This window comes from Streptomyces sp. NPDC029152 (genome assembly GCF_055564355.1).
Map to the genome: position 1 here is coordinate 136,339 of NZ_JBVHWR010000015.1, position 15,546 is coordinate 151,884.

The 15,546-nt window shown below is 72.8% G+C and carries 14 protein-coding genes and 1 riboswitch; of the genes, 4 read left to right on the plus strand and 10 right to left on the minus strand.

Going from position 1 to position 15,546, the window contains the following annotated elements:
- Together ACZ4V6_RS28020 and ACZ4V6_RS28025 are read right to left on the minus strand one after the other, a co-directional pair.
- Positions 1-1,804: sensor histidine kinase (locus ACZ4V6_RS28020; RefSeq protein ID WP_467832798.1), on the minus strand; the 1,804-nt coding region annotated here is incomplete at its 3' end.
- Between the two features lie 703 nt (positions 1,805-2,507).
- On the minus strand, positions 2,508-3,647 hold the full coding sequence (locus tag ACZ4V6_RS28025) for a glutathione-independent formaldehyde dehydrogenase (RefSeq protein WP_467832800.1): 1,140 nt from the start codon (positions 3,645-3,647) through the stop codon (positions 2,508-2,510).
- Positions 3,648-3,862: 215 nt separating this feature from the next.
- On the opposite strand from ACZ4V6_RS28025, the gene ACZ4V6_RS28030 reads away from it, so the two are divergent.
- Entirely contained in the window at positions 3,863-4,051 is a 189-nt protein-coding gene (locus tag ACZ4V6_RS28030; RefSeq protein WP_467832803.1) for a hypothetical protein, read from the plus strand.
- A gap of 478 nt (positions 4,052-4,529) precedes the next feature.
- Here the strand turns inward: ACZ4V6_RS28030 and ACZ4V6_RS28035 are convergent, their stop codons facing one another.
- Positions 4,530-5,723: an MBL fold metallo-hydrolase gene (locus ACZ4V6_RS28035; RefSeq protein ID WP_467832805.1), complete on the minus strand. Its 1,194-nt coding sequence runs from the start codon at positions 5,721-5,723 to the stop codon at positions 4,530-4,532.
- A gap of 222 nt (positions 5,724-5,945) precedes the next feature.
- Here ACZ4V6_RS28035 and ACZ4V6_RS28040 point away from each other — a divergent pair, with 222 nt between their 5' ends.
- Together ACZ4V6_RS28040 and ACZ4V6_RS28045 are read left to right on the plus strand one after the other, a co-directional pair.
- Positions 5,946-6,557 carry a carboxymuconolactone decarboxylase family protein gene (locus tag ACZ4V6_RS28040; RefSeq protein WP_467832807.1) on the plus strand — a complete coding sequence of 204 codons (612 nt, stop codon included), beginning with the start codon at positions 5,946-5,948 and terminating at the stop codon, positions 6,555-6,557.
- 44 nt (positions 6,558-6,601) lie between these two features.
- Positions 6,602-7,222, plus strand: a complete 621-nt coding sequence (locus tag ACZ4V6_RS28045) for a TetR/AcrR family transcriptional regulator (RefSeq protein WP_467832810.1) — start codon at positions 6,602-6,604, stop codon at positions 7,220-7,222.
- A 36-nt stretch (positions 7,223-7,258) separates the two neighbouring features.
- On the opposite strand, the gene ACZ4V6_RS28050 is transcribed toward ACZ4V6_RS28045, so the two are convergent.
- Entirely contained in the window at positions 7,259-8,044 is a 786-nt protein-coding gene (locus tag ACZ4V6_RS28050; RefSeq protein WP_467832845.1) for an SGNH/GDSL hydrolase family protein, read from the minus strand.
- Positions 8,045-8,269: 225 nt separating this feature from the next.
- Positions 8,270-9,205, minus strand: coding sequence for a M23 family metallopeptidase (locus tag ACZ4V6_RS28055; protein ID WP_467832812.1), 936 nt, complete (start codon positions 9,203-9,205; stop codon positions 8,270-8,272).
- A 4-nt stretch (positions 9,206-9,209) separates the two neighbouring features.
- A riboswitch (cyclic di-AMP (ydaO/yuaA leader) is annotated at positions 9,210-9,368 on the minus strand.
- A 439-nt stretch (positions 9,369-9,807) separates the two neighbouring features.
- Between ACZ4V6_RS28055 and ACZ4V6_RS28060 the strand changes: the two genes are divergently transcribed.
- Positions 9,808-10,605, plus strand: coding sequence for a tyrosine-protein phosphatase (locus ACZ4V6_RS28060; RefSeq protein ID WP_467832815.1), 798 nt, complete (start codon positions 9,808-9,810; stop codon positions 10,603-10,605).
- A 28-nt stretch (positions 10,606-10,633) separates the two neighbouring features.
- Here the strand turns inward: ACZ4V6_RS28060 and ACZ4V6_RS28065 are convergent, their stop codons facing one another.
- The 5 genes from ACZ4V6_RS28065 to ispG all read right to left on the minus strand — a co-directional run.
- Positions 10,634-10,753, minus strand: coding sequence for a DUF6126 family protein (locus ACZ4V6_RS28065; RefSeq protein WP_467832819.1), 120 nt, complete (start codon positions 10,751-10,753; stop codon positions 10,634-10,636).
- Positions 10,750-11,394 carry a helix-turn-helix domain-containing protein gene (locus tag ACZ4V6_RS28070; RefSeq protein ID WP_467832822.1) on the minus strand — a complete coding sequence of 215 codons (645 nt, stop codon included), beginning with the start codon at positions 11,392-11,394 and terminating at the stop codon, positions 10,750-10,752. Before ACZ4V6_RS28070 ends, ACZ4V6_RS28065 begins: the two co-directional genes overlap by 4 nt.
- A gap of 75 nt (positions 11,395-11,469) precedes the next feature.
- Positions 11,470-12,855: an aspartate aminotransferase family protein gene (locus ACZ4V6_RS28075; RefSeq protein ID WP_467832824.1), complete on the minus strand. Its 1,386-nt coding sequence runs from the start codon at positions 12,853-12,855 to the stop codon at positions 11,470-11,472.
- A complete protein-coding gene (gene dxs, locus ACZ4V6_RS28080) occupies positions 12,856-14,772 on the minus strand; it encodes a 1-deoxy-D-xylulose-5-phosphate synthase (RefSeq protein WP_467832826.1) in 1,917 nt (638 codons plus the stop codon).
- A gap of 27 nt (positions 14,773-14,799) precedes the next feature.
- Positions 14,800-15,546 (minus strand): flavodoxin-dependent (E)-4-hydroxy-3-methylbut-2-enyl-diphosphate synthase (gene ispG / locus ACZ4V6_RS28085; protein WP_467832830.1); only part of this gene is annotated, 747 nt, incomplete at its 5' end.

Consider the following 15,546-nt stretch of genomic DNA (forward strand, 5'->3'; position numbering starts at 1 on the left):
CCACGGGGATCTGCTCCAGGTGCTGTTGGGCCTCGGCGAGGCCGACACCGCGCTGGAAGGCCGCCATCAGGCCCGGGTCGTGGCCGACGAGGCGCTCGGAGTCGGTTTCCGGGCGCGGCGCGGGACCGCCGCGCAGTTGTGGCGCGATGTGCTCGTGGGCGCGGCGGCGGGGCAGCCGGGGCCTGTCCATGGTGCCGCGCACGGCGCTGTGACGCGGGGCGGGCGGGGTGGCCGCGTGCTCGGCGGGGGTGTCCTGGCTCCCGGGCCGGGCCCCCGGCGCCGCGGCGGCCGGAGTGGCCCGCCCCTCCCGGGCACGGCGTACGGGCAGCGGCACGGGTGCCCCGGCCCCGGCGGTCGGGGACGCCTGGGCCCCGGGAGGCACCGGCGCCCCGGTGGCGGGAGCGGCGGGGGCGGGCGCGCCGGAGGCCGGTACGAGGGGGGGCGCCCCGGGGCCGGACACGGCAGGAGCGGGCAGGGGCGTCGCGGGCGCGGACGGCAGGGGGGCGGCCGGTGGCCGGGGCCGCTGCGGGGGCGGGACGGGCGACGGCGTGGTCCCCGTGGCCTCCTCCGGCCGGTCCCCGGTGTCCGGGATGCCGGGCGCCGTGCCCAGCAGGGCCCGGGGGACGACCAGTACGGCCTGGACCCCGCCGTAGATGTTGGACTGCAGCCGTACGGTGATCCCGTGCCGTTTGGCGAGCTGTGAGACCACGTACAGCCCGATGCGGCCGTCGGCCAGCAGGCGGGCGACGTTGACCTGGTCGGGGTCGGCGAGCAGGGCGTTCATCCGGTTCTGCTCGGTGACGGGCATGCCGAGTCCGCGGTCCTCGACCTCCACGGCGAGGCCGGAGGTGACGAGGTTGGCCCGCATCAGCACCTGGGTCTGCGGGGCGGAGAACAGGGTGGCGTTCTCCACGAGTTCGGCCAGCAGGTGGATGACGTCGGCGACGGCGTGGCCGCGCAGGGTGCCGTCGACCGGCGGGACCAGCCGGACGCGGGAGTACTGCTCGACCTCGGCGACGGCGGAACGGAGCACCTCGGTCATGTCCACCGGGTTGCTCCACTGCCGGCGGGAGACGGCGCCGCCGAGCACGGCGAGGTTCTCGGCGTGGCGGCGGACGCGGGTGGCGAGGTGGTCGACGTGGAAGAGGCCCTTGAGGAGGTCGGGGTCCTCGATCTCGTTCTCCAGCTCGTCCAGGATGGAGATCTCCCGGTGCACCAGGGACTGCAGGCGCCGGGCCAGGTTGACGAAGACCTCCAGCTTCTGTTCGCTGCCGGCCTGGCTGGAGAGCCGGGCGGCCTCGACGACGGCCGCGACGGCGCCGTCGTGGGCGCGGGAGAGGTCGGCGGCGAGCAGTTCGAAGTCGTCGGCGTCGTCCGGCGGGCCGCCGCGCGGCTTGCGCCGGGGCGGGGTCTCACCGCGGCGCAGGGCCTCGACCACGGCGCGCAGATCGCCTTCCCCGCGCGCGGTGCTGCGGCGCAGCGCGTCGACGCGGTCGCGCACGGACCGCGCGGCGCGGCCGGCGGCGACGGCGGCGATGACGACGGCCGCCGCCGCCACCGACACCGCCCCGGCGAGCACGAGCCACAGGACGGGACCGGGCCGTGCGCCGGTGGAACGGACGGTGAACAGCACGGCCGCGCAGGCGCTGAGGGCGACCGCCACGGGCGGCAGCACGGCGAGACGCAGGAGTTGGGGCCGGATGGGGGTCTCGTGCGGCGCGGGGGCGGTACGCGGGGCCGGCCGGCCGTGCCGCCCGCCCTCACGGCGGTCTGCTCGCGCGGCGGGGGCGCGGAGGTGAGACATCGGGGTCCTCGTACTGGTCCGTTGGTCCGTCGGGCGCGGGGTGCCCGCGCACGGCGACGGGCGCCACGCGGGCACGCGACGCCACGCGGGCGTGCGCCATCGCGGTGTCGGCCGGGTGGACCGGGGGATCCGGCCCTACGTCACCCGACGGACACCGACAGTAGTCGCCTGCGCATCATGTGCGGCGGGCAGTCGACAAAGTCCCCCGGGCGACGTCCCGCTCTGGTATGAGACGTCGTACGACAGACCGATAAGCCGGTGAAGGGCTCACTCCGAGAAGGCGACGGAACAGTCGAGACCGATCAGAAATCGTCACCATCGGTGACCGCCCCGGGGGCGGCCGCTGTCGGGCGGAAGGCGCCGGCACAGGCCACGGGAGGCGGCACCTCGTCGGGGCCGAAGCCGCCGGGGCCCGGTCCGGGCCCTCACGGGAGGGCGGGGCCGGAGGAACCGGCATGGGGGGACACCCCCGTTCGGCCTGCCGCCGGAGGCCGCCGGCCTTCGTCCACTCCCCGCGGCGGTCCCCCGTGGCACTGCCGCCGGGTCATGGCGGCACGCCCCGTCACCTCCTACGGAGCGGCGGTCGGTCTAGCGCCGTTCCCGCTCCGGGCGGGACCCGCTCGAAGACGGGCCCCGGCCCCGTCGCGGGGGCTCCCGGGTCAGGGATCCGGAAGCCCTCCTCGTCGGTCCCGCCCCGGTGCCCTCACTCGTGGGGGTGGAGGACGACCTTGGTGTAGCCCTCGACGCGCTTGTCGAACTTCTCGTACGCCGACGGCGCCTGGGCGAGAGGCAGCTCGTGGGAGACGACGAAGCTGGGCCGCGCGCGGCCCGCGACGATCAGGTCGCGCAGGTGCCGGTTGTAGCGCTTGACGTTGCACTGGCCGGTGCCCATCCGCAGCCCCTTCTCGAACATGCGGCCTATGGAGACCATCAGCATGCCGTGCTTGGCCTGCTCGTCCGGTCCGCCCGGGTCCTGCGGGACGTACAGCCCCGGCACGCCCAGCGCGCCTGTCGGCCGGACCGTGTCGACCAGCGAGTTCAGGACGATCGCCGGCTCCTCGCGGCCCTCGCCTCCCGCCTGGGCCTGATAGCCGACGGCGTCGATGCCCTTGTCCGTGCCCTGGCCGTCGGTCTGCTCCTGGATCTGCTCCACCGGGCTGCCCTCGGTGAAGTCGATCGGGACGGCGCCGATCTCCTCGGCCTTCCGCAGCCGCTCGGTCACCCGGTCGACCACGAAGACCTTGCTCGCCCCGCGCAGCAGCGCCGAGTAGGCGGCCATCAGTCCGACCGGGCCGCCGCCGTAGACGGCGACGGTGTCACCGGGGCGCACGTCGGCCAGCTCGTTGCCGTGGTAGCCGGTGGGGAAGATGTCGGCCAGCAGGACGAAGTCGGTCTCGTTGTCGGTGCCCTCGGGGAGCTTCAGGCAGTTGAAGTCCGCGTAGGGCACCTTCACGTACTCGGCCTGGCCGCCCACGTAGGGGCCCATGGCCACGTAGCCGTACGCGCCGCCGGCGAACCCGGGGTTCACGGTCAGGCAGAAGCCCGTGAAGCCGGCCGTGCAGTTCTTGCAGAAGCCGCACGCCACGTTGAAGGGCATGACGACCCGGTCGCCGCGGCTGAGCGACGTCACCCCCTCGCCGACCTCCTCGACGACGCCGAGGTTCTCGTGGCCGAAGACGATTCCCGGCTCGGCGGCGGTCCGGCCCTCGTACATGTGCAGGTCCGAGCCGCAGATGGCGGTGGACGTGACTTTCACGATCACGTCGTTCGGATGCTGGATCCGGGGGTCCTCCACCTGCTCGACGGCCACTTCGTACGGTCCCTTGTACACGACGGCTTGCATCGTCGAGCACCTCCACTGGGCGCACTCGCTCGATCACTCTCGGAAATTTTTGGTTCGAGGGAGCCTCGTCGCCCCCTCGGAAAGAAACCTTGATCCACGCAGCTCGTCCGAGCTTTTGCGACTTTCCTCACTGTCCAGACTGGTCCACGATGCAATGCTTTGCATCCAGGGAAGGCAAATTTCCCTTCCGTGCGACGTGGAAAGGATCAGGAACCGTGACCCGACGTCTCGGCGTGCTGCTCGTCCCGGTCTCCGGGCTGTCCGGCACCAGCTATCCGGTGGGGACCCAGGTGGCCATCCGGGGCACCGGAGCGTCCGTCGACGGCTTCGTCGACGGTGACTGGCTGCCGCTCGCGTGGTGGGAGTTCTCGGACACCCGGCCGGTCGACGCACCCCCCATGTGAGTCCGCCCGGATGCCAGGGGCCGCGGGTCTCCTCCCCGGTGCCCGTCCGGGAGCGGCGCGGACGGCCGGGCGGCACGCCGCCGAACACGCCGCGGTGTCCCCCGGACGTGATGTGCGGGGCGAGGCATCGGCCTGCGGCTGTCCGACGCCGGCGGCCGCGCTGTGCACCGCTCGCGTCGCCGACGGCGTCTCGCGGGGCGCGGTTCCGGTGCCCGGCGCGATCCCCGGGGGCGGGCACGCCGGCCGCTGCGATGCCCCACGCGGGCGCCCGGCCGGCCCGGGCCCGCGCCGGGCGGCACCCGGGTCCCCGTCGCCCCCACCGTCCGGCACCGCCCCGCCCCGCCGTGCGCTGACGCCACGGGGCGGGACCCGGCCGGCGTCGCCATGGCCGCCGCCGGCCGCCACCCGCAGCGGCTCCTGCGAAGTCGGCGACGGCCTGGACCGCCGGATCACCTCACCGGATCCTCTCCGGCCGGCCTCACCGCTCGCCCGCGAGGTCGAGGCCGGCCCTGCTCACGCCGGGCTTCCTCTCGACACCACCGGGGCGCCGCCACGGATGCGCGATCGGGCCGGACACCGCCCGCCACCACGCCTCCGCCGGCAGCTTCCCGGCCGGCTCGAACGGCTCGCCCGGCCGCGGGAAGGCCACCGCCTGCCCCGCCTCCCCGGCCGCGTCCTTCGTCCACTCCCCCGGCTCCGCCCACGCGTGCGGAGCCAGGTTGAAGGTGCCCCAGTGGATCGGCAGCAGCACCCCTCCCGGCTCGCCCCCCTGCAGGTCGAGGTGGGCGCGTATGCCCTCCTCGGGCGTCATGTGGATGTCCGGCCAGAAGTCGGAGTACGCCCCCAGCTGGATCATCGTGGCGTCGAACGGGCCGTGTGCCGCGCCGATGTCCCGGAAGCCGTCGAAGTAGCCGGTGTCGCCGCTGTGGTAGACGCGGTGCTGCTCACCGGCGACGACCCAGGACGCCCAGAGCGTGTGCTGGGTGTTGCGCAGCCCGCGTCCGCAGAAGTGGCGGGCCGGGGTGGCGGTCAGGGTGAGGCCGCCGACGCGCGTCGACTCGTGCCAGTCCAGTTCCCGCAGCCGCCCGGCGGACACGCCCCAGTGCTCGAGGTGGGCGCCGACGCCGAGCGGCACGGCGAACAGGGTGTCCGTCCCGGCCAGCGCCTTGATCGTGGGCATGTCCAGGTGGTCGTAGTGGTCGTGGGAGATGACGACGACGTCGACCGGGCCCAGGGCCGCCAGGGGCACCGGAACCGGGTGCAGCCGCTTGGGACCGGCGAAGGGGAAGGGGGAGCAGCGCTCACCCCACACGGGGTCGAAGAGCACCCGCCGTCCGTCGATCTCGGCGAGCACGCTGGAGTGGCCCGCCCAGGTCAGCCGCAGCCCGGTGGCGGGCGGCCGGGCGAGGTCGGCGAGCGTGGTGGCGTGGACCGGGACCGTGCCGCGCGGGGCACGGCCGAGCCGTGATTCCCGGTCGAAGTAGACCTTGGCGAACTCGCGGGCCGATCCGGAGGGCCGGGTCCGGGCGGCGCCTCCGGGGTTCTGGAAGACCCCGTCGCGGAAGTGCGGCGATCTGCGGATGCGCGCCATGCGCTCACCGCCCGGATCCGCGCCGAAGGCGGCGGGCCGCGGCACGCGGAGCCCGGTGTGGGGGGAACGGGGGGCGGCCACGGTACCTCCTGGGGGAGTGGGTCAGGCTCTCATTGTCGTCCTGTCCGACGTCACCTCGAACGACCGATGTCACATCCGGGTTCCCTCCACCCGTCGTCACTGTGAAGGGCGCTCCCGCCGGAGCGCCCGGAACGGAACGGATCGGCCCGGCCGGCGGACAGACCGACGGACAGACCGACGGACAGGCCGACGGACAGGCCGACGGACAGGAAGGTGGCCCCCATGGCTCGCGTATCCCTCACCCCGCCCCGGACCCTCTTCTTCCGTGTCATGGAGTGGTACTCCCGGCGCACCTACGGCAAGGTCCTCGACCCCGGCAGGGCGCTCGCCCACGATCCGCGCGTGCTCTGGGGCTACCTGCGGTTCGAGCAGTCCGTGGCCAAGTGGGACAGGCTGGACTCCGATCTGAAGGCGCTCGCCGTGATGGCCTCGGCGGCCTCGATCGGCTGCTCCTGGTGCATGGACTTCGGCTACTGGGAGAACGCGGAGCGCGGCATGGACCGGCGCAAGCTCCACGACGTGCCGGTGTGGCGGGAGAGCGACGCCTACACGCCGCTGGAGCGCGACGTCATGGAGTACGCCGAGGCCGTGACGGCGACCCCGCCGACCGTCGGCGACGACCTCGCCGAGCGGTTGCGGACCCGGCTGGGCGAGCCGGCGTTCGTGGAGCTGACGGCCATGATCGCCGGCGAGAACCTGCGTTCCCGCGTCAACGCCGCGCTCGACCTCACCAGTCAGGGCTTCAAGGACTCCTGCGACCTGCCCGGCGCGGGGCGCGCGGGCGCGGGCGCGGGCGCGGCCGCCGCCACTGCGGACCGGACCGACGGGGTCTGAAGCGGCGGCCGTCGCACGTGCGCGCCCTGTATAGGGTGACGGGCGTGGCGAGAGTCCGGTTGAGTGTGGCCCAGCGGCGCGAGGAGCTGCTGCGCGCGGCCGTCGAGCAGATATCGGCGCGGGGCGTGGCGGCGCTGCGGGTCGCCGACGTGGCCGCCGCGCTCGGTGTCAGCAGCGCGTTGGTGCTCTACCACTTCTCGACGAAGGAGAAGCTGGTCGCCGCCGCGTTCGCCCACGCCGCCGAGGACGACCTGGCCCGTCTGCGGGCGTTGCTCGGCCGCCGTACGTCGGCACTTCGCCGGCTGCGCGCGGCCGTGCGGTGGTACGCCCCGACCGGCCAGGCCAAGGGCTGGCGGCTGTGGATCGAGGGCTGGGCGGCGTCGCTGCGCGAGCCCGCGCTGCGGGAGGTCGCGCGGGAGCTGGACCGGGAGTGGAAGGCGGCCATCGCCGAGGTCATCGCGGACGGTGTGGCCGCCGGGGAGTTCCCGTGCCCGGACCCCGACGGCGCCGCCCTGCGGCTGACGGCGCTGCTGGACGGGCTGGCCGTACAGCTGACGTCGTACGAGGGCACGGTGTCCCGGGCCCGTGCGCTGCGGTGGGTGGACGAGGCGCTCGCCCGGGAACTCGGCCTGGACCGGGAGGCGTTGACCACGCCCCGGCGCTGAGGGGCCCGGTCCGCCGGCCGCGGGACGCCCCCGCCCTCAGGCCACCGGAGCGATCCGCATCTTGATGTCGTCCGGCGACAGCGTCCCCTTGGCCGTCACGTGGTCCCCCGAGGACTCGCCGCGCAGCCGGCGCCCGATCCACGGCACCAGGTACTCCCGTGCCCACTGCACGTCGTCCCGCCGGACGTCGAACGTGCCGCGCGGCGGCAGGGGCGGCCAGGGCTGGTCCGGGTCGGCCGGGACGCGCAGGCCGAGGATCTGGCCGGCGCGCAGCGCCACACGGGTGTGGCCCTCGGCCGACAGGTGGAGCCGGTCGGCGTCCCAGGCCCTGCGGTCCTGGACGCTGCGCAGCGACCACAGGTCGAGGACCGGGCAGCCGTAACGGTCGGCGATGGCCCTCACGTGTCCGTTGTAGGTGGCGATCTTGCCGCGCAGGTGCTTGAGGACGGGCACTCCGCGGGTGTCGAAGCCGGTGGTCACCATCACCGTGCCGGCCGCGGCGCTCAGCGCGGCCACCGCCCGCTCGAACCGTTCGGCTACCTCGTCGGGGTCGGTGCCGGGCCGGATGATGTCGTTGCCGCCGGCGCAGAACGAGACCAGGTCCGGCGCGAGTTCGACCGCCCGGGGGACCTGTTCCGCCACGATCTGGTCGAGCAGCCTGCCGCGTACGGCGAGGTTCGTGTACGTGAAGTCGCCCTCGGGGCGCCGGTCGGCGAGCAGTACGGCGAACCGGTCGGCCCAGCCGACGAACGCACCGTCGGGGCCGGGATCGCCGACGCCCTCGGTGAAGCTGTCCCCCAACGCCACGTACGACCCGATCACTGTCCTGCTGTCACTCTTCGAATCGTCTGCCACGTCGGCCCATGATTCACCTTGGAATGTGACCTACGCGACCGTAGGAAGGGGTTGACGGGCGGTGAGAAAGGCCACTCCTAAAGTGTTCGCCAACTCAGGAATAAGCACGGGCCGGTGACGGACGCACCGGAGGCCGGACCCGGGGATCGGGGTCCGGCCTCCGGTGGCGCGGGGACCGCGCGGGAACCGCCGTCAGACGGAGACGCCGTGCGAGCGCAGGTAGGCGATCGGGTCCACGTCGGAGCCGTAGTCCGGCGTGGTGCGGATCTCGAAGTGCAGGTGCGGGCCGGTCACGTTGCCGGTGGCGCCCGAGAGGCCGACCTGCTGGCCCGCCGTCACCGACTGACCGGCGGAGACGGAGAGCGAGGACAGGTGGGCGTACTGGGCGTAGTGGCCGTCGGCGAGCTTGATGACGACCTGGTTGCCGTACGCGCCGCCCCAGCCGGCGGAGACGACCGTGCCCGCGCCGACGGCCTTCAGGGAGGTGCCGGTCGGGACGACGAAGTCGGTGCCGGTGTGGTAACCGCTGGACCACATGCTGCCGGACTGGTGGTAGGGGGTGCCGATGCCGCCGGCCACGGGGGCGGTGTAACCGCCGGTGGCGCCGGCGGACGGGGTGCTCGTGTCCGAGGACTCCGACGCGGAGGACTTCGGCGAGGTGGTCTTCGCGGTGTCCGACGCCTTCTCGGCGGTCTGCGCGGAGGACTTCCCGGCCGGCTTCTCGGCGGACTTCTGCGCGGACGGCGAGGACTTGGCGGTGCCGGTCGCGGCCTTCCGGCCGATCGACAGTTCGAGACCCGGGTGGATGAGCGACGGGTCGGAGCCGACGACCTCGCGGTTGTCCGCGTACAGCTTCTTCCAGCCGCCGTCGACGTGCTGCTCGTCGGCGATCTTCGAGAGGTAGTCGCCGCTCTTCACGACGTAGGTGTGCGAGGCCGGGCCCTTGTCGGCCGACTGCTGCGCACCGGCCGCGACGGACTGTCCGGCGACGGAGTGCGCGGGGGCGGCCTGGGCGGCGGCGGCGCCCATCAGCGGGAGCGCGAGCGCGGCGCCCCCGGTTCCGGCGATGGCGATGGTGCGGGTGAGGCGCTGGGCCTTGGTACGGCGGTGCTTACCCTTCGCGGGCATGGCGGATTCCTCTCCGGCGCCTGCGAGGTGAGCTGTCGGGTGCGGGCTGGAGATGCCCGGCCGCGTCCTGACGCGGCTTTACCCCGAGCCTGTTCCGGGAACCGGAACAGGCGGTCTTACCTGTGGGTCCCCCGCTCCTGCCGTGTACGGGTGGTGGACGAGTGCGGGCTCCGGTCGGCGGCAGGATTAGGCGTCCGTCCGGATCGGTGGTGAACGTAAGGGACCAAGATGCGAACGGACAAGCGAGAGGTTCCCCGGACAGGCGTTCCGCTTGATCCTTTACGGGAACCAGCGGTCACACTCCGTCAATCCTGTGCGCACCCCTTTCCGTAAACCCCCTCGAAAAGCGCCTGAATTACGTGAACATGACCAGCAACGCACGGTCACCTCTATGACGCTGCTCACGAGAGATGCACCAGCTCCCTTTATTTCCTTGCAAGTTGAGGTAAGTCAGGTAATTGGGACAGAAGGCGCATATAGCTCCCATTCGGCCCCGGCGGCTGCCCCGTGGACGACTCGTTGCCGCAGGCAAGGGATGCCGTATCGTCGGCTGGACGCCCGACGGCGAGCAGCGCCGGCGGGGCGGAGTGGGAGGAGCCCCCGTGACGCAGCAGGTCCCGTCGACCGAACCCGAGCTGGCCGGCGTGCGCAACTTCCGGGACGTGGGCGGACTGCCGACCACGGACGGACGGCGCGTGCGCCGGGGAGTGCTGTTCCGCAGCGGCCACCTCGCGCACGCCACCGCGGAGGACGCCGCGTTCCTCGCCTCGTTGGGGCTGCACACGATCTTCGACTTCCGCAACGCCGCCGATCACAAGCTCGAGGGCCCGGACGTCGAGCTGCCGGGCGTGCGCAACGTGAACCTGCCGCTGAGCGACCCGGCCGACGGCGCCGAGTTCTGGACGATGGTCCGCGACGGCGACCTCGACCAGCTGCGCGCGATCCTCGCGGACGACCAGGCCGCGAACCGGATGATCGCCTCCTACCGCAGGATCATCAAGGAGCGCACGGCGGAGCACTCCCGGGTGCTGCACGCGCTCGCCGAGGACAGCGTCCCCGCCCTGATGCACTGCGCGGCCGGCAAGGACCGCGCGGGCCTGTCGATCGCGATCACCCTGCTCGCCCTGGGCGTGGAACGCGACGCCATCGTCGAGGACTACCTGAAGTCGAACGCGACGCACCGCCGCTACAAGGTGCGCCGCAGCGGCTCCGCCGCCTCGGCCTACTCCCCCGAGGTCATGGAGCTGCTCAACCCCCTGTTCGACGCGCGCGCCGAGTACCTGGCGGCGGCCTTCGAGACCGTCGAGGGGACCTGGGGCGGGGTCGACGCCTACCTGGAGAAGGGGCTGGGCGTCACCCCGCGGATCAGGGAGCGGCTGCGCGAGCGGATGCTGGACTGAGCCGCCCGCCCGCGCTCCCGGGCGGCGGCTACTTGGCTCCCACCTCGAACAGCAGGTAGAGGAAGCCCCCGAAGACGTGCCCGAGGACGATGTAGATGAGAAGGCGCACCCACAGGGCGCGCGGGAGCTTGTCCTGCATGGTGCTCATGGCATCTCTCCGGAGGTGTGACGGGTCGGTGTGGCGGCGGGCCCCAGGCACAGCGCCGCCGTCGGGCTCTGCAGCAGGGTGTGGACGAAGAGGAGTTCGAGCCCGTCGGCGTCCTGGGCCGCGATCCGGTGCGGGGTCAGGGAGTCGAAGTGGGCGCTGTCGCCCGGCCCGAGCAGGTGCACGGCGTCCCCGAGGCGCAGCCGCAGCCGGCCCCGCAGGACGTAGAGCCACTCCTCACCGGGGTGGACGCGCACGATGTCGCCCTGCGAGCCGTGCGGCACGCGGACCCGCAGGGCCTGCATCCCGCGGCCGGAACCGCCGGCCTGCCAGTACGTCCAGCCGCCCGCGGCGGTCGGTTCCATGGCCCCGGCCCGCACGACGGCGTCCCGTTCCGCGGCCGTCTCGCCGAGCAGTTCCGAGACGGTCGTACCATAAACGCGGGCGAGCGAGAGCAGCATCGGCAGCGAGGGCTGACGCTGCCCGGTCTCCAGACGGGAGAGGTGGGCGGGCGACAGCCCGGCGGCGCGGGCCGCCGTCTCCAGGGTGAGGGCCGCGCGGCGGCGCAGGGCGCGGAGCTGCGGAGCGACCACGGAGGACACGGCGTCCGCCGGTTCCTCCGACGAGCCGTTCGAGGAGGTCATACCTCCATTCAGCCCGAGTTTTGCCTGTGAGGCAATTTTATTGCCTCACAGGCAAAACTCGGTGGGCCCCGGCGGTCAGCGGTTCGCCACCGCCTGCTTGACCAGCGTCTTTCCGAAGTCCCACATCAAGCCACCGCCGTTGTGCGCCTCCTCCATCACCTCGGTGAAGGCGTCGACGAACCGGTCCGCGTCCGACGCGTCGATGATCAGCGGCGGGATCAGCTTGATCACCTCCAGATGGTCGCCGGACACCTGCGTCAGGATCCGGTGCCGCTGGAGCAACGGCACCACCACCATCTGCGCGAACAGTCCCTTCCGCGCGGCCTGGAGCATCGTCCAGCGGCTGCGCAGCCGCAGCGAACTCGGCCGGCCGAACTCGATGCCGATCATCAGTCCCCGGCCCCGGACCTCGGCGACCAGCTCGTAGCGGTCCACGAGCTCCGTCAGCCGGGAGATGAGCCGCTCCCCCACGGCGGCCGCGTTCGCGACGATCTCCTCGTTCTCCATCACCGACAGCACCGCGAGCCCGGCCGCCATGGCCTGCGCGTTGGACCCGAAGCTCGCCGAGTGCACCAGGACGCGGTCCATGGAGGAGTACACCTTCCGGAAGATCCACTCCTTGCCGAGCGCGGCCCCCACCGGCACGTACCCGCCGGACAGCGCCTTGGCCACGCACACCAGGTCGGGCTCGACGCCGTCCTCGTGCTGGTAGGCGTAGAACCTCCCGGTCCGGCCGAGTCCCGTCTGCACCTCGTCGGCGATCAGCAGGGCCTCGTGCCGGTGCAGCAGCTCCTGCGCGGCGCGCAGATAGCCGGGCGGGGCCTCGTGGACGCCCTTGCCCTGGATCGGCTCCACGATCAGCGCGGCCACGTCCCCCTTGTCCAGCTCGCGGGCGAGGGCGTCCAGGTCGCCGAGGGGCACGGCGGTGTCCGGCAGCAACGGGGCGAAGCCCTCCCGGAACCCCTTCTCGCCGTTGACGGACAGCGAGCCGGTGGTCAGCCCGTGGAAGGCGTGCGTGCAGTACAGGATCCTCGGCCGGCCGGTGGCGTACCGGGCGAACTTCAGCGCCGTCTCGACCGCCTCCGTGCCGCTGTTGCCGAAGAAGACCCGGCTCAGGTGAGGGCTGTACGCCAGCAGCCGCTCGGCCAGCAGTCCGGGCAGCGGCGGACAGTCGAACCGGGTCAGGTCGGCCAGCGAGGCGTCGAGGACGTCGTGCAGGGCCTTGCGGACGACCGGGTGGTGGCGGCCCAGGCCCATCACGCCGAACCCGGCGAGCATGTCCAGGTGGTCGTTGCCCTCCGCGTCCCAGAAGTGCGCGCCCTCGGCCCGCTCGTAGACCTTGTCGAAGCCGATGGTGCGCAGCATGCGCGGCAGTTGGTGGTTGAGGTGCTTCGCGTGCAGCTCGTACCGCTCGGCGCCGCGCTCGGCCAGCAGCGCGCCGAGGTCGAACTCCTTGGTCATTCAGTTCTCTCCTTGCCCAGGCATGACGGTCGCCTCGTCGCCGGCCGCTTCCCGTGCGGCGAGGCTCGCGCCGATCCGACCGGCGATCTCGACCGGGGTGAGGCCGATGTCGGCGAGCACCTCGGCGCGTTTGGCGTGCGCGAGGAACTGCTCCGGGACGCCGAACCTCCGTACGGGCACGTCGACCTCGGCGTCGCCGAGGGCCAGCGCCACCGCGGAGCCGACCCCGGCGGCGCGGCTGTTGTCCTCGACGACGGCCACCAGCCGGTGCCGGGCGGCCAGGGGCGGCAGCGCCGGGTCGACCGGTTTGACCCAACGCGGGTCCACGACGGTGCACCCGATGCCGCGGCCCTCCAGCAGCTCGGCGGCCCGGAGGCAGTCGGGTGCCATCACTCCGACGGCGACGAGCAGCACCTCGGGCCGGTCGGCGGCGTGCAGGACGTCCATCCCGCCGATCCGGTCCACGGCCGGGAGGACCGGTCCGACGGACTCCTTCGGGAAGCGCAGCAGGGTCGGCGCGTCGTCGACGGCGACCGCCTCGCGCAACTGGGCGCGCAGCTGGTCCGCGTCGCGCGGCGCGGCGATGCGCAGTCCCGGGACGACCTGGAGGACGGACATGTCCCACACGCCGTTGTGCGAGGGCCCGTCGACGCCGGTGACGCCCGCCCGGTCCAGGACGAAGGTGACGCCGCAGCGGTGCAGGGCCACGTCCATCAGGAGCTGGTCGAAGGCGCGGTTGAGGAAGGTGGCGTAGACGGCGACGACGGGGTGCAGTCCGCCCGTCGCGAGGCCGGCGGCGGAGACGGCCGCGTGCTGCTCGGCGATGCCGACGTCCCAGACCCGGTCGGGGAACCGCTCGGCGAAGGGGGCGAGGCCGACCGGGCGCAGCATGGCCGCGGTGACGGCCACGACGTCGTCGCGTTCCGCGCCGATCCGCACCATCTCCTCGCCGAACACGGAGGTCCAGGACGGCCCGTCCGAGGGACCGAGCGGCGCACAGGTCAGCGGGTCCATCACGCCGACCGTGTGGAAGTGGTCCTCCTCGTCGCGCAGGGCGGGCTCGTAGCCGCGGCCCTTCTCGGTGAGGCAGTGCACCAGCACCGGGCCGTGGAAGCGCTTGGCGCGCCGCAGCGCCGACTCGACGGCCCCGATGTCGTGTCCGTCGATCGGGCCGACGTACTTGAGTCCGAGGTCCTCGAAGAGTCCCTGCGGGGCGAAGGCGTCCTTGAAGCCCTTCTTGGCGCCGTGCAGGGCCTCGTAGACGGTGCGGCCGACCACGGGCGTGCGCTGGAGCAGCTCCTTGCCCCGGGCCAGCACCCGCTCGTAGCCGTCGGTGGTGCGCAGCGTCGCCAGGTGGTCGGCGAGGCCGCCGATGGTCGGCGCGTAGGAGCGTTCGTTGTCGTTGACGACGATGATCAGCGGCCGGTCCTTGGCGGCCGCGATGTTGTTCAGCGCCTCCCAGGCCATGCCGCCGGTGAGCGCGCCGTCGCCGACGACGGCGACGACGTGTCCCCGCTCCCCCCGGACCCGGCGGGCCTTGGCGAGGCCGTCGGCCCAGCCGAGCGCGGTGGAGGCGTGGCTGTTCTCGACGACGTCGTGCTCGGACTCCTCGCGCGAGGGGTAGCCGGACAGCCCGCCCTTGCCGCGCAGCTTGGAGAAGTCCTGACGTCCGGTCAGCAGCTTGTGCACGTAACTCTGGTGGCCGGTGTCCCACAGGATGCGGTCGGCCGGTGACTCGAGGACCCGGTGCAGGGCGACGGTGAGTTCCACCACGCCGAGATTGGGGCCGAGGTGACCGCCGGTACGGGCGACGGCGTGCACCAGGAAATCGCGTATCTCGTCGGACAGTTCGCCGAGTTCCGCCTCGGACAACGCCTTCAGGTCGCGTGGTCCCCGGATGTTCTCCAGAATCGTCACGCTCGGGCCCCCTTCGGTCGGTGCTGTTCAGCTCACGGTGACGGCCGGCTCCCCCGACGCGCCGTCCTTCTCCATCTGTTCGGCGATCTTCATGGCCTCCTCGATGAGGGTCTCCACGATCTTGGACTCGGGCACGGTCTTGATGACCTCGCCCTTGACGAAGATCTGGCCCTTGCCGTTGCCGGAGGCGACGCCGAGGTCGGCCTCACGGGCCTCACCGGGACCGTTGACGACACAGCCCATGACGGCCACGCGCAGCGGCACCTCCATGCCCTCCAGACCGGCCGTGACCTCCTCGGCCAGCTTGTAGACGTCCACCTGCGCACGGCCGCAGGACGGGCAGGAGACGATCTCCAGGCCCCTCTGACGCAGGTTCAGCGACTCCAGGATCTGGATGCCGACCTTGATCTCCTCGACCGGCGGCGCGGACAGGGAGACGCGGATGGTGTCGCCGATGCCCTGGGAGAGCAGGGCGCCGAAGGCCACGGCCGACTTGATGGTGCCCTGGAAGGCGGGACCGGCCTCGGTGACGCCGAGGTGCAGGGGGTAGTCGCACTGGGCGGCGAGCTGACGGTAGGCCTCGACCATGATCACCGGGTCGTTGTGCTTGACGGAGATCTTGATGTCCCGGAAGCCGTGCTCCTCGAAGAGGGACGCCTCCCACAGGGCGGACTCGGCGAGCGCCTCGGGGGTCGCCCTGCCGTACTTCTGGAGCAGGCGCCGGTCGAGGGAGCCCGCGTTCACGCCGATGCGGATCGGGGTGCCGTGGTCCTT